Genomic DNA, 14603 nt, shown 5'->3' on the forward strand with positions numbered 1-14603 from the left:
CAGGGCCACCCGGGAGCGCCTTTCGGCTTTCCTCCTCAGAGCGTATGCGGGATTAGCACCGCTTTCGCGGTGTTGTCCCCCACTCCCGGACAGGTCCCCACGTGTTCCTCAGCCGTTCGCCACTCAGCACCCGAAGGTGCCGCGTGCGACTTGCATGCATTAGGCACGCCGCCAGCGTTCGTCCTGAGCCAGGATCAAACTCTTCATCGCTGGTGTAGCACTGCCGTGCCACCCAGGACGGGCGATAGTTTTGGCTCACCTCATCATCACGATTCAGTTGTACAGGTGCAATTCTTGGCAACAAAAAACCAGGAGGTAGTAGGTGGGCACGGTGTGTGCGGCTACGACAACCTGGCGACGTCTCCGAGGTATCATACCTCAGCGCGTTTCGCGGTATTTTGTTGGCGAGGCCGCCGTGTCTGCGTTTCTGCGAGACCCATCGGCGACGTGGAGTACTATACCATAGGGGTGCGAATATTGCAAATCGGTCACATTGCGCCCGTTTAGCGCGCTGCGATGCGCAATAGTGAGGTTTGGCCACTCGCCGCGCCGAGGCGGATTTTTAAGCAATTGTAAAGCGACGGGACAAAAAACCGGCGGGGCAGCACGCCGCCCCGCCGGTGCGTCTCGTTTGGCCATATGGCTAGCGGACGCGGCCACGGTTGAAGAGGTTAACAATGCCGAGCAGGACGACCGCGCCGATGAACGAGACAAACAGCGACCACAGGCTGAAGTTGCCATCGTTCAGGTTGACGTTCGAGCCGGGCAGGAAGCTGAACAGGAGGCCGCCCAGGAACGCGCCGACGATGCCGACCACGATGTTGAGGGTCGCGCCCTGCTGGGCGTCCGTGCGCATCACCAGGCTCGCCAGCCAGCCGACCAGCGCGCCAAACAGCAGCCACAGGATGAAGTTAATCATGCTCGTTTCTCCTTAACGAGTTCTGCGCCTCTGCGCATTGCATCTCTGCTGCTCGTTAAAGCAACTGGCGTGCCACGGGTTGGCCGGATGATAAAAAAGCTCCCCACGCTCGCGTGGGGAGCCGTCTCTCGCGAAGGCCCTATGGCGCACCCGCCGCCTCACTCCTCCAGCGGGACAATCGCGATGACCTGCTGCACCACCGCAGGCAGCTCGGCGGGTGTGAAGTAATACATAGGGCTGTTGAGGCTGAGGGAGTTGCACTGAAAAAGTACCGAGATCTTTGCCGGATCGGGGGTGCGCATGCTTAGCAACACGCTCTGGTGTGCCGACGAGCACCACAGTCGGCGGAAGCCGACCACCACCCGCAGCCACCATCAGCGGCAATGCATCATCAAAGCGCGGCTGGGACATCTTCCAGACCGCCCGCAAGCAACACCGCATGCCCGTGATTGGCCCGCCCATGGAACTGCGAGTGCTTTGCTGGAGGTGAGGATCACCATGCCGCACAAAAGGCGCAAAAAACAGCCGCTCACTGATGCACAAAAGGCGGACATTCAAACCCTTGCGCGGCGGCGCGTGCGGATTGAGCATATCATCAACGCGATCAATCGTTGTGCTATCGTGAACAATGATCTTCGCCTTCGTGCCGGCCATATCCGTGACACTATGATGGAAATCTGCTGTGAACTCCATAATATTCAGATTTCTTTTGTTCTCTAAAAAATAGCCACACAAGCTTCTATAAAGCCTAATTTAATCAATTAGAAATTAAATTACCTGAATATAATCCATAAATTGATTTCTTAAGCATTTACAGTTATCACAATATCATAACCAACAAAATAATTTTTTAATAATTATCCGTTGTGATCTTTAAAATTGAGCAAACTACTTATATCTTAATCCAATCAAAATACCCTTAAATATATCCGCCCAAAAACTCAACCCAATTACAATATAAGTAAATTCACTCTATCCTTCAAATAATAAATATCTTATAATAAACAGTTATTCAAAGCCCATAATGAAGTATATACCCATCTCTCTCACCAGCCAACCGCGAAAGATTGATAATATTTTGAATATACTGAATTAAATGAGAACGATTAATAAAAATATCCTCATAGTAACCTTCTCCTTCATTTCCCATATCGTCAATATCGCTTACCCAGTCACCAGTTAGATGAACATCTTCAGGAGCAAATTCAAATAAATTCACCCAAACCTCACAAATTGACACAAATTTACTAATTTCAGAAGGTTCAATAATTGTAGGCCCAAAAAGATTTAAACCCAAAAAAGATTTACTACTACTTACGGGATTAATTGTATTTAACCACTTTAAAGTATCATTTATATAGCTTATGATTTCATTGGGTACAAAAATAACATTATTAGATTTTTTCGACAAAATATCATTAAAATCAAAAAAGGAAGAAAACTCATCAAAATCTATAATTGTGAATAAATGGTCATTTCCATTCATATTAATACCCCTACTATGCACTAAAACTATATCTTACAGAAATGTGATTATAAACTATTCCGAAATAGATTCACCCCTATCATATTTTCGGCGACCCACAGATCACAGTCTTAATTCGACTGATGATAGTTAACATACTAAAAAAGCCATACACCCATAGATAACCTCCTGCTGAACAAATCCCTCATTTTCGAGAGGGATAAGATGTTATTTATCGGCTCCAAAGCCAATGAGGTACGGATATGGCTTGCGTTGGAACGACAAACGCACTACACGGCGATCATTCGGCAGAAGCAGGGCGATATTTGTGGGCATCCCTACCTGCTTATTATGGCAAATGGGGTGTTTGCTTCTTCAATTTCTGGTCGGCCTACCCAGCATTTCTTCCGTCCAAACACAACCATGCAGTGGGCAGGGGAAATGGGAGAAACCGCCTATATCGAACACTTGAACCACATGCCCCGACAGCATTGTGCCAATCTCGTGCACAAAACCCTGCCTTCAGCAAAGCCCGCAAATTCCAAAAACGCCGCATCCGCTTGTTTTTCGACCATTATAACAAGCAGATTGAACAACATGCTTACAGTTTAGTTTGGACCACTACCGTGTTTGGTCGACCCAGTGTTCGTTCCGCAGGAATGATGGCGGTCAAAGTTCTTGCTTGCTAGTTGCAATCCAACCATTCTGCTAAAACTGTGTCGATCCATAGCTGTAGATATTTAGACAATCATAAGTTTCTTTACCAACGTTGCATATGCTATCGTAACTCGTTTATACCATATGTAACTATTTTTCCATCTCTGATAATCAAAAATTCCCCATTCCCCTTATTATAACGTATAGTTTGCCAGTCAAGTGGAGTACGTCGTGCCCCTCTAGTATTAAATCTATCAGCACGCCTTAAATACTCTAGAAAATTATCACCAAATCCATGCCGCCCAGCATGATCCACAATACTATGAGCAACACTATCATATGAACTACGATCCCAATGTTGCATTCTCTCCTGTATTTCTCTAATCTGTTGTTCATTGTAATCTGGCTTGAACAGCCTCTGCTCCCAAGGGTCTATGCTTGGCTCCGGCGTTGGCGCTGGCGTTGGTGCTGGCGCTGGATCATCCCCTCCACCACTTCCGCCGCCGCCACTGTCCATCATGGCACAACTAATTGTAGAAACCAGCCGCCACGTTCCTTGAGTGGCCATAACACCGCCATGGGCAGCAATCCCGGCACCAACTACGGCCATAGGACCACCGACAAAGCATGTTACACCACCAGCACAAACAACAACACCCCCAGCAGCAGCCGTACCACCACCAAACCATTCAGCACTACCCCATATCATGGAGCCAACATCGCCAACCGCACGACACACCGTCATCGCTACAGATTCACCATCCGCAACTTGTGCTGCTGGATTAAGTCCCCATGTAGCATTAAGCGATAGCTGTTTGAAGAAACCTGCCAGACACTGGTTACCATCCCCAAGATCTGAACCGCCTGGATTATTTGGCACAGGGCGTGGTGTTGGCGTCGGTGCTGGTGTGGGCGGTACAGGTGTATCTGCAGGCGATGGGCATGGCGTCCCATCAGGAAGAACACACGTACCTGCAGGATCTGTGTATAATAATGGGTTGCCTAAAGCATAGGCATAGACATTATGACTATATGGCTGCTCATCAAAAGATTCACGAGGACTCCATCGAGCAACATCAAACCCACCGCGTGCGGCATTGTACCAACGTGCGCGCAGGTAGACCTGGTCGCCCTGCTGGAGCTCGCCGGTGAAGCCGAAGGTCGGCGCGGTGCCGCTTTCCACCTGGCCCCACGGGTCGTAGCTCACCAGCGAGTGGAGATCGCCCGCCGCGTCCAGGGTGCCGCGCACGCTGCCCAGCGCGTCGGCGGCGTACCATGTGTAGCTGGTGCCGCCCAGCGCCGCGATGCGACCCGCCCCATAGACGTAGTCGGTCGCGCCCACCTGGAGCACCTGGCTGAGCGGCGCGGCCAGATCCTGGGCGTAGCGCGTGGTCGCGCCGCCGCTGGCCTGCGCCACCAGCACGCCGTCGGCATTGTAGTCGAAGGTGGTCGTGCCCTGCGCGGACAGGCGGCTTAGCGCGTCGTAGGTGTAACTGGTGGTGCCGTCGCTTGTCAGGTTGCCCGCCGCATCGTAGGTGGCACCGACCAACTGGTTGGCGGCGTTGTAGGTCTTGCCGCCGTCGGTGCGGTTGCCCGCCAGATCGTAGCTGTAGGTGTAGTCGGCACCCGTGCTGGCGTCCGCGCCGGTCAGGCGGCCCAGGCCATCGTAGGCGTAGGCGATGGTGCGGGCGGCGGAGGGCTGCTGGCGTAGCACCTTCAGCTGGTAGGTCAGATAGTTGATATAGACGAAATCTTTCAATCCGTCGGCGTTCATGTCCGCCAGCTGCAGGTCGAAGATGTTGGGCACATCGGAGACCTTCACGTCGGCGCTGAACGTGCCATCGCCCTTACCACGATAGACCTGCAGCCAGCTCGTGGTATTATTCGCGATCACTGTCGAGATGTCGGGCACCTGGTCGTTTGTCACATCAGCAATCACCACACGGCGGTTGTTGATCGCCGTGGGGATATGGGCCGCCTCGGTAAAGGTGCCATTGCCAGCGCCGAGAAAGACCTGGGTGTAGGTATCGCCAAAGAGCGCCACGGCGATATCGGGGTGGGTATCATTATTCAGGTCGCCGACCGCGATGCTGATCGGGGAGATGCCGGTGGCGTAGGACTGCGCGCTGGCGAAGGTACCATTGCCCGCCCCAAGCCACACGTTCATCGTACGCGCCCCGTAGGCCACAAAGGCAAGGTCGAGGTGGCCATCGTGGTTGAGGTCGGCCAGCGCCACATCACGCGGTTCCGCTCCCGTGGTATAGGAGGTCACGGTGAATGCGCCGGTCCCTGCGCCCAACAGCACGCTCACCGTATTCGCACCCTTATTTGCCGCCACCAAATCGAGGTGGCCATCCCCATTCAGATCGCCCGCCGCAATGCTGTAGGTGTCGCTGCCCGTGGCGATCAGCTGCTTGGCCTGAAGCGTCCCATTGCCATTGCCCAGCAAAATACTCACGCCGTTGCTGCCCGCCGATGCGGTCGCAACATCAACCTTACCATCCTCGTTGAAATCACCCACGACCAGCGCGCGCGGGTTGTAGTTTGTCGCCTGTGAGCTGGGTGCTCCCAGCGTGCCCTCGCCCTGGTTGAGGAAGATCTGCACGGTGTTATTGCCCGCATTGGCCACCACTACATCGCGTGCGCCATCACCATTCATATCCTGCGTCACCAGCGACTGCGGGTTCAGGTTCGTGGTGTAGGTCAGCACATTGCTGGTTGTGATCGGCAGCGTGCTGCCAAGCTGCTCGCTGGCGGCGGTGCGATTGCCGGTGCGGTCGAGGGTGTAGCCAAACTGCGCGAGCGTGCCCTTCGCTGTGGATGCGGTGGTGCTCTGCTTCAGGCGACCGACGCTGTCGTAGTCGTAGCTGGTGGTCACGCCGTTGGCGCGGCTGAAGGTTTTCGCCCGCCCGGTGGCGTCGTAGCCGTAGGTGGCCAGCGTGGCGGTGCCGTTCAGCACCTGGTAGAGCTGCCCGCTGCTGGTGTAAGTGTAGGTCACCTTGGTGCCATCGGGATAGGTCAGCTCGCGGCGCTGGCCTAGCGCGGTGTAGCCGTAGCCAACCTTGCCCGTGCTGGGCGCGGTGATCTCGGTGATGCGGCCCAGCGCGTCGGGCACAAAGGAGGTGGTGCCGGTACCATCGGTCATGCTGGTGCGGGTGCCGCGCGCGTCATAGGCCATGCTGATCGGGCTGAGCTTGGCACTGCTGCCTGCGGCGATGCCCGTCTGGCGGTCGCGCTCGTCGTAGGCGTAGGTCAGGCTGTAGTCGCCGCCGCGCGGGTCAACCTTGCCCACCAGACGCCCGCCACGGTCGTAGGTGTAGCGGGTCTCGTAGCCCAGGCCATCGCGCTGGCTTACCAGCTCGCTCGCGGCGTTGTAGGCCATGGTGCGCGTCACGATGCCGCGCGCATCGGTCACTTTGGTGTGGTTGCCCGCGCGGTCGTAGGCGTAGCGCGTCACCACATTGCAGGGCGCGTGCGCGCAGGTGCTGCTCGCCACGTTCTCGGTCACAGCCACTAGGCGATCGTTGAGATCGTAGGTGTAGGCCTTCACCACGCCTGCGGCGTCGATCTCCTGGAGAGCGCGGCCAGCGCGGTCATAGACGGTGCGGGAAATCAGGTCGGTATCGGCTGGCTCATTCGCGGCGACCGCGCCATCCTGGTAGTTGGCGATGGTCGCGACCACGCGACCCAGCCCATCCACCTGAGTGATCGAGATCACGCCGTCGGCAGCCTTGCTCCAGCGCTGCGCGCCAGTGCCATCGGCACCCTGGCGCGTCACATGCCCCAGGCTGTCGGTGATCACGCTGGTCTGGCCCAGGCCATCGTAGGCCATGCGCGTGACCGCGCCGAGCGCATCCGTAACCACGGTGGTCTGGCCCAGGGCGTTGTAGCCCGTGCGCGAGGTGATGTTGGTGGTGCTATCCACTGCGCCGCCTGGGACATAGTTCTGAGTGCTGGCCACCACGCGGCCAAGGATGTCGTAGTCGCTGTGGGAAGCCACACCCAGCGGGTCGGCGGTGGCGTCCACACGGCCAAACGCATCGTAGCTGGTGGTCGTCTTCACATTGCGGTCGGGCCTGCTGGCGCTGAAGGGCGCGCAGCTGGTGGCCGAGGGGTTGCCCGCCGCGTCGCGGCAGTTCTGGATGGTGGCCACCACACGGCCCAGATCATCGTACTCCTGCCGCGTCCAGCGTCCGAGCGCGTCGCGCTGGGCGACCATGCGGCCCGTCACCGCGTCGTAGGCGGTGGCCGAGGTGCGGTTGGTGTCGGTCGCGGTGCTCTGGGTCGGGTCGTAGTTCTGGGTGGTGCCCGCCGAGCGGCCCAGCGTATCGTACTGGTAGAGCGTCACGCGGTCGGTGATCGGCTCGGTGGTGGTGAACACGCCATCCACATAGTTCTCGATGGTGCGGTCCACCTGGCCATCGGCGGTGTAGCGCGTCACCTGCACCATGTCGGTGTCGGTGCCATTGGTCCAGGTGCGGTTGGCGGCATCCACCGTCAGCGGGTTGCCGTTCTCATAGTTCAGCGTGGTGGTGATCGGGCGGTTCAGCGCATCGTACTCGGTGTGCGTCCAGCGGCCCAGCGCATCGCGCGACCAAGTCGTATTGCCCACATTGTCGTAGACGCTCAGCATCTGCACGTTGGTATCGGCGCTGGCGGGCAGGCCAGGGCGGTAGTTCAGCGTGGTGGTTACGGGGCGCGAGAGGCTGTCGTACTCGGTCTTCGTCACGCGGGTGGTTGCGGCGCTGAAGGTGAGGGTCTGCGGGTTGAACGTGCCGGTGAGGATGCCCGTCTGGGTCACCAAGCTGGTGCGGCCAAAGCCGTCGTAGCCCATCAGTGTGGCCACGTTCTGATCGGGGTGGGCAGGCGCGAAGGGCTGGAACACCGGCTGGCCCTGGCTGTCGAGCGTCAGCGGCACCAAGTTCTGCACCGACCAGTCGACCTTGCCCTGCGCATTGTAGTGCGAGGCGCTCACATGCCCCAGCACGTCGCGAGTCCACACCTGCCGCCCCAGCAGATCGTAGCCGTAGGTGGTAACCAAATCCTCGCTGGGCTTGGCGGAGTCGAACACGCCATCGACATAGTTCTGAATGGACTGCGCGACCGTGTTGTCGGCGTTGTAGACCGTCTTATCTTTGCGCTGCCAGACTGTGCCTTTGTAGCTGATCAGCATGGTGCGGCGGCCCAGCGCGTCGTACTCGTAGGCGGTGGTCTGGCTGCCCGGCTGGCCGTATCCCACCGTCGCCTCGGTGATCTGGCCGAGGTCGTTATAGGTGTAGCGAGTCGTCACCTTGGTCGACGAGGTCTGCTCCTCCAGCCAGTTCTTGCCGGGGTAGCGCACGTTGTAGGTGTAGACCGTGGTGAAGCCCAGCGGGTTGGCCGTGGTGATATTCGTGGTCTGGCGGATGAGGTTATGGGCAGTATCGTAGGCGAAGGACGAGACCCGATTCAGCGTATCGGTCATCGTGATCGGCTGATTCTGCGCATTGTAGATCGTGCGCGCCGTCTGGCCCAGCGCATTGGTGCTGGCCTCGGGCAGACCCATGGCGTTGTAGGTGGTCTGGCTCGTGTTGCCGTTGGCGTCGGTGGTCGCACCCGGCGCGAAGTGCGCGTCGAAGTCGGAGCCTTTCACCAGCACGCCATTCAAGTACTGGGCCGTCACCACATTATCTTCGCCATAGACATACCGCTCCACCTGCTGCTCGCCGGTAGCTGCGGTGGTCGTGATCGTCGTGGCATCATCCGCATAGGCGGCGGTGATGTCTTGGCCATCCTGTAGTACCTGGTGGATGACACGACCGCTAGGATCGTAGCTATCATACTCCGCCGACATCTCCACCTGACCAAGCGCATTCGTCACCGTGGTGAGCATGTGGTTTTGATAGGAGTAGGACGTCGCACGCCCCATCACATTGGTGAACGTGGCGAGATCGCCGTTGAGATAGGAATAGCTAATGGTCCGTACGCCATCCGACACCGTGCGGATACGGCCCACAGGTGATGGCTCCACGATCGTATTCCCCGGCACTTTGCCAAAATACGTGATGGTGATCGCACGGGTCGGATGTATTGCATCGCGGATGGCTGTCAGGGCCCCATCCCCCGAGGTGCCATACTCCAGATTCAGCCGCTGACCCTGGGCGTCAATATAGACCTGCAATCGGCCATCCGCGCCAAACACATACCGCTCTTGGGTGCGATCAGTCTGGGTGTAGACCCCGGTGACGCTATCGTGGGCAAGCGTGCTATAGATACCCGCCAGACCTTGATAGGTGCCATCGCCGTTGGGTTGATAGCGATAGGTATTGCCCTTGGGCGAGATGATTTTGACAACGTTCTCGGTATTATTGGGGTCATCTTCCGGGATGAGTTTGATATTGTAGTCGTGCTGCCAGCCATTCCCCAGCAGCTCAGCTAACGTGCCGCTATTGCTGGTGTTGTAGCTGCGCGACCAGCTCAGCTTCGGGCCGGGCGACGAGACGGTGAGGTCGGTCGCGCCATACCAGAGGAAGCCGGTGCGGGTGTTGAACGGATCGCCTATGTTTGGCTGGGTTGCCTGGCAGGGGCATACTTCTTTGGTCTTATTCTGATCCTCAGGCATGTCGAGGATGCCGTATATTTGAGCCTCCACAATCATGGGGCCCCAATCATGGTCATCATTGGGTGAAATATTGATCCGAATATATCGTGCTGTACGGTTATCAACCGTATCAACGGTATGTGTGCCGCTCGGTAATTTCTCAGCAACAATCACAACCGGATTCGCAGCATCTGATACCTCTTGGACCTCATACGGCAAAGGGTTTATATCGTAATTTGCCCAGAGAATATCAATCTTTGTAATTTTATACTCTCGACCCAGATCGACCTGCCAATAAACCGAGCCAGACTCATCATCGGCAGTTTTTGTTTTCGCAAATGATTGAGGAGGGAGCAGGCTAAAGGGAGCTTGCCAGTAGCTCTTAAAATCACCATCATTTGCCTGGCTACTAGGGAAACAAAATTGCTGTGAGCCATCAGGACTCCATTCCGAACAATCAGTGGCACGATTAGACGAGGTTGGTTTCCCACGCGCCAGCTCCTCCTCAGGGTTTTGCGCATCATTAGGCGTTTGAGAAAGAGCTATTGGCTGTGCTGCTTTCTGCAGCGCGGCGGGCCGGAACTGAGCAGGGGGTGCTGCGGATGCGGGGGCGGCATTCGCCATGGGCGACGCCTGGGGTGCAGAAGAGGCCGCCTGCGCGACCGCTGGGGCGTGCTGGGGCACACCAAACGAGAACACCATCGCCAGCAGCACAACACGGTGGACAAGCGCACGCAGGTGGCGCGCAGCCGCAGCAAAACGCAAAGACATAGAGTTCCCCGCTCAGAAAAAACGCACAGCAACGCTTGGCGTGCGCCTTAGCATTATGTAGATATAATCAGTGTTTATGGTGTGAAACAATTGCTATCATAAAATACCATGTGAACATTGTCAATGGTATGATCTATTAAAAGAAGACAACAATAGAAATACATCAGCGCTTATTAACCTAAAATACATATAATATACTCTATTATCTTGAAATTACTGCTATTGGTTAAAATGTTTAAACCAATACAAAACAAAAGAATCCCCCTGGCATACACCAGGGGGACATTTGCCCAACGAGCCTATAGCGAGCAGCGCTACTCCATCACCATCTCGGCTGAGCCACTGTGGCCGCGCGGGTTGCCGACGAACAGCGAGAGCACCACCGCCACCGCCGCAAACACCGTGATCAGCAGCAGCGCGTCGCGGTAGGCCATGATCGAGGCCTGGAGCTGCATCTGGCCCACCAGCTGCTTCACCACCAGCGCCTGGGTCTTCAGGGTATTCTCGCCGCGCAGCGCCGCCGCCGAGACCGCGTTGCGCACGTAGAAGTACATCGGCGAGGATGGGTTGGTGGTCTCGGCCAGGTGCGCGAAGTGCGGCTTGGCCTGATCCTGCACATAGGTGGCCAGGAACGAGGTGCTGAACGCCGAGGCCACCTGCCGCATCAGGTTGAAGAACGACGAGGCGCGCGCCAGCTTCTGCGGCGGGATATCGCTCAGCGCGATCACGTTGGCGGGCTGGTTGCTGAAGCCCATGCCGATGCTGCGCGCCACCAGCCAGAGCTGGAGCGTGAGCGTGGGCGTGGTGAGCGTGAGGTGGGTGAGCAGCCAGCCAGCCAGTGTCAGCGTGGCCAAACCGATCACAATCGCCACCTTCGGCCCGAAGCGGTCCACCACCTGCCCCGAGAGCGGCAGCGCGATCACGGTGATCAGCGAGGATGGCAGCAGCACCAGGCCCGACTGGATGGGCGTAAGGCCGCGCAGGCTCTGAAGATAGATCGGCACCAGAAAGAGCGCGCCGAAGAGAGCAAAGGTAATGATCCAGGTGATCAGGTTGGCGCTGGTCCAGTTCCAGCTTTTGAACAGCGAGAAATCGAGCAGCGGGTCTGCCGAGCGCAGCTCGAAGAAGATCAGCAGCACTAGGCAGATCGTGCCAAACACGCTGAACCCAACGACCTTGGTCGACCCCCAGCCGTCGCTGGCCGCCTCGCCTATACCGTAGACCAGCGATGCGAAGGCTAGGGTCGAGAGCAGCACGCCGGGAAGGTCGATCTTGGCGTTCGCGTTGACGTTATCGTTGCGCAGGATGGTAGCGCACATGAACACGCCAAGGATGCCGACCGGCACATTGATATAGAAGATCAGCCGCCAGTCGGTGTACTCCACGATGTAGCCGCCAAGCGTGGGGCCGAAGGCCGGGGCCAGCAGCACCGGGATGCCGATGGTGGCTGCCGCCAGGCCACGCTGCGAGGGCGGGAACACCGCGTAGACCTGGGCGAGGCCCAGCGGCATCAGCGCGCCGCCGCCCAGGCCCTGGAGCACGCGGAAGAAGATCATGCTGCCCAGGCTCCACGAGAGGCCGCACAGCATAGATGCGATGGTAAACAGGCCCAGCGATATGATATAGATCCACTTGGTGCCGTAGCGATCAGCCAGGTAGCCGAAGATCGGGATGCTGACGGTCTGCGCCAGGGTGTAGGCCGTGATGATCCACTGTGCATCGGCCAGGGTTGCGCCGAACACAGCCTGGAACTTGGCCATAGCGATATTGACGATCGTGGCGTCAAGCACGGCCATAAACAGGCCGAAGATCACCGAGATCGAGACCAGCCACTTATAGTCAAGGCTCTGGAAGCGCTCGACGAACGAGCGCCTCGGAGTTGTCGCGCTACTCATCGCGTCCTGCCTATTCGGTCGGAAGATCGACCACTACCTGCATGCCGGGGTGCAGCTTGCTCTGGGGGTCAAGCTCGATCCGCGTGAGGAACGAGCGCCCGCCGCCCTGCACCGTCGCCTCGGGCGCGATGGAGACCACCTTGCCGGTGTAGGTGATGTCGGGGGTCGAGTCGACGTGGACGGTGGCCTGCTGGCCCACCGAGACGCGCTGGATGTCCACATCGCTCACCTGCACCTCCACCTTCAGGGTGCTCTGGTCGAGCATGCGGATGGCTGCGCTGCCGCCTGCGGTGCTGGCGTCGGATGGGTCCACGTTCACCTGGGCGATGGTGCCATCGTAGGGGGCGCGGATCTCGGCGTAGGAGCGGCTGAGCTGGGCCTGCTTGAGCGCCGACTCGGCCTGGCGCACATTGGCCTCGGCCACCGCCACGGCGGCGTCGGCGGCGGCCACACCAGCCTCGGTCTTGGCCTTGTCGGATGGGCGCGGGTCGGGCTGCAGGTTGGCCAGGTTGGCCTGGGCCAGCGCCAGGTTGGCCCGCGCGCTGGCGGCGCTGTCCTGGTCGGCGGGCATATCGACCTTGGCCAGGGCGGCCTGGGCCTGCGTCACCTGCTGCTCGGCGGTCTGCACGCCCACGACCTCGGCCTGGCGGGCCTGCTCGGCATCGATCCTGGCCTGCTCCAGCTTCTGCTCGGCCTGGTGCATGGCGGCCTCGGCCTGCACGTAGGCGGCGTAGTACTGCTGGCGCTGCGACTCGGAGACTTTGTTCGGCGACTTCTTGCCGGTGGTGGGGCTGACAGTGTCGGGCGTCACCGGGTTCTTGCCGGTATCTTGGATGAAATCCCAGTTGCTCTTGGCGCTGGCGTAGGCGGCCTGGGCCTGCTGCAGGGCCAGAGCGTACTGGTCGACAGCGGCCTCGGCAGAGGTCTTGGCGCGCGAGAGCTTGTCCTTGGTGGACTGCAGCGTGTCCTGCGAGGCGGTGAGCCCGGCCTGGGCGCTGACCACGTTCTGGCTCTGGCCGGTCTGGGCCTGCTTGAGCGCGATCTGCGCGGCCTGCACCTGGGCCTTGGCGGCCTGCACTTGGGCGGGCTTGGGCGGATCGTTCAGGGCCGACTGCTGGGCCTTGGCCACCTGCTGCTGAGCCTGGGCGGCCTGCACCTGGGCCTGGGCCACCTCCAGCGCGGCCTGGGCCTGGGCCACCTTCTCATCGAAGCTGCGGGTGTCCAGCACGGCCAGCAGCTGATCTTTTTTCACCTGGTCGCCCTCCTTCACCAGCACTTGGGCGACGGTGCCCGCCACCTGGAAGTTCAGGTTGGCATCCTGGGCGGCCTTCACCTCGCCGATCAGGCTGATGCCCGAGCTGAGGCCAAGGCTGGGGGCAGGCGCTGCGATGGCGGTGGCGCTGGGCTGGCGCGCCGGTGCCGATGTGGCGACATTTGCGCCGCATGCGGCCAGCTGGGTGGAAAGAGCGCCAGCCAGCACCGCCACGGCTATCTGCTTCTTGGGTGCGCGATTCATCTTCTTCTATGCTCCTTACGCGGTGCGGATGCGCACGAACGCGTTCTCGCCAGGGTACAGCAGGGTGTTCTCGGTCGAGCCGATGTCGATGTGCACCTCCACGCGCTGGGTCACCTTGGTGAAGTTGCCGTTGGCGCGGTCGCTGGATGGGATGAGCGCGAAGGTGCTGGCGGCGGCGGGCAACACCTCGCTGACGGTGCCGACATAGACCTGGCCGCCGGTCGCATCCACCGTCACCTCGACCTGCTGGCCGGTGTGGACCTTGTGGATGGATGTCTCATCGATATAAGCGGTAATGTGCATAGCGCTGAGGTTGGCCACGTAGGCCAGGCTCTGGCCCTGGCTCACCACTTGGCCCTCTTTGCCATCGACGCGCAGGATGGTGCCGTCGATCGGCGCGGTGACATTGATGTAGGCCGAGCCGCTGGCGGGCTTGACGGTGCCGAGCACCTGCCCGGCGCGCACCGCGTCGCCCGGCCTGATGCGCCAGATCGTGAGCGTGCCCGAGCCAAGCGGGGCGACCGAGACCATGTTCGAGTCGACCATGGCGTCCTCGGTGGTGACATAGAGCGTCGAATCTTGCCAGTAGCGGAAGCCGAAGAACGCGGCGGCGATGACCACGGCTCCAAGCACAATGCCGATCACCAGCCGCCGCCCCGAGGCAGCTGGCCGCGCACTGGCTGCAGTGGGCGCAGAAGTTTCTGCCGACATGAATGGGGTTCTCCTTTTCGTATCTCTGCATTGCAAAGGGACAAACAAAAGCCCAAGACACAGGCTCGCAGCGCACTTCCTTGTGTCTC

8 protein-coding genes and 1 rRNA gene are annotated in these 14603 nt (G+C 58.9%); 2 read left to right on the plus strand and 7 right to left on the minus strand.

The genetic code is table 11. The features are described 5' to 3' along the window. Both F8S13_02995 and F8S13_03000 read right to left on the minus strand, forming a co-directional pair. Positions 1 to 209 (minus strand): 16S ribosomal RNA (locus tag F8S13_02995); the annotation flags it as partial. A 434-nt stretch (positions 210 to 643) separates the two neighbouring features. Then, positions 644 to 916: a GlsB/YeaQ/YmgE family stress response membrane protein gene (locus F8S13_03000; GenBank protein ID KAB8145235.1), complete on the minus strand. Its 273-nt coding sequence runs from the start codon at positions 914 to 916 to the stop codon at positions 644 to 646. Between the two features lie 303 nt (positions 917 to 1219). Between F8S13_03000 and F8S13_03005 the strand changes: the two genes are divergently transcribed. Then, positions 1220 to 1639, plus strand: coding sequence for a transposase family protein (locus F8S13_03005; GenBank protein ID KAB8144821.1), 420 nt, complete (start codon positions 1220 to 1222; stop codon positions 1637 to 1639). 292 nt (positions 1640 to 1931) lie between these two features. On the opposite strand, the gene F8S13_03010 is transcribed toward F8S13_03005, so the two are convergent. Next, on the minus strand, positions 1932 to 2405 hold the full coding sequence (locus F8S13_03010) for a hypothetical protein (protein KAB8144822.1): 474 nt from the start codon (positions 2403 to 2405) through the stop codon (positions 1932 to 1934). Between the two features lie 204 nt (positions 2406 to 2609). Here F8S13_03010 and F8S13_03015 point away from each other — a divergent pair, with 204 nt between their 5' ends. Continuing rightward, the gene (locus tag F8S13_03015; GenBank protein KAB8144823.1) at positions 2610 to 2996 is read left to right on the plus strand and encodes a hypothetical protein; all 387 of its coding nucleotides are present in this window, start codon (positions 2610 to 2612) and stop codon (positions 2994 to 2996) included. 166 nt (positions 2997 to 3162) lie between these two features. Here F8S13_03015 and F8S13_03020 read toward each other — a convergent pair whose 3' ends face one another. The 4 genes from F8S13_03020 to F8S13_03035 form a co-directional block, all read right to left on the minus strand. After that, on the minus strand, positions 3163 to 10392 hold the full coding sequence (locus tag F8S13_03020; protein KAB8144824.1) for a hypothetical protein: 7230 nt from the start codon (positions 10390 to 10392) through the stop codon (positions 3163 to 3165). 314 nt (positions 10393 to 10706) lie between these two features. Next, positions 10707 to 12287 carry a DHA2 family efflux MFS transporter permease subunit gene (locus F8S13_03025; GenBank protein KAB8144825.1) on the minus strand — a complete coding sequence of 527 codons (1581 nt, stop codon included), beginning with the start codon at positions 12285 to 12287 and terminating at the stop codon, positions 10707 to 10709. 10 nt (positions 12288 to 12297) lie between these two features. After that, positions 12298 to 13803: an HlyD family efflux transporter periplasmic adaptor subunit gene (locus F8S13_03030; GenBank protein KAB8144826.1), complete on the minus strand. Its 1506-nt coding sequence runs from the start codon at positions 13801 to 13803 to the stop codon at positions 12298 to 12300. A gap of 15 nt (positions 13804 to 13818) precedes the next feature. Next, positions 13819 to 14514, minus strand: a complete 696-nt coding sequence (locus F8S13_03035; protein KAB8144827.1) for an HlyD family efflux transporter periplasmic adaptor subunit — start codon at positions 14512 to 14514, stop codon at positions 13819 to 13821. Positions 14515 to 14603 lie beyond the last annotated feature (89 nt).

The sequence above is a fragment of the Chloroflexia bacterium SDU3-3 genome (genome assembly GCA_009268125.1).
Taxonomy (GTDB): Bacteria; Chloroflexota; Chloroflexia; order Chloroflexales; family Roseiflexaceae; genus SDU3-3.

What these genes read in the sequence shown, in the direction of transcription:
- F8S13_03005 (KAB8144821.1), top strand. Translation starts at nt 1,220, where the DNA reads ATGCTTAGCAACACGCTCTGGTGTGCCGACGAGCACCACAGTCGGCGG.
- F8S13_03010 (KAB8144822.1), bottom strand. Translation starts at nt 2,405, where the DNA reads ATGAATGGAAATGACCATTTATTCACAATTATAGATTTTGATGAGTTT.
- F8S13_03015 (KAB8144823.1), top strand. Translation starts at nt 2,610, where the DNA reads ATGTTATTTATCGGCTCCAAAGCCAATGAGGTACGGATATGGCTTGCG.
- F8S13_03020 (KAB8144824.1), bottom strand. Translation starts at nt 10,392, where the DNA reads ATGTCTTTGCGTTTTGCTGCGGCTGCGCGCCACCTGCGTGCGCTTGTC.
- F8S13_03025 (KAB8144825.1), bottom strand. Translation starts at nt 12,287, where the DNA reads ATGAGTAGCGCGACAACTCCGAGGCGCTCGTTCGTCGAGCGCTTCCAG.
- F8S13_03030 (KAB8144826.1), bottom strand. Translation starts at nt 13,803, where the DNA reads ATGAATCGCGCACCCAAGAAGCAGATAGCCGTGGCGGTGCTGGCTGGC.
- F8S13_03035 (KAB8144827.1), bottom strand. Translation starts at nt 14,514, where the DNA reads ATGTCGGCAGAAACTTCTGCGCCCACTGCAGCCAGTGCGCGGCCAGCT.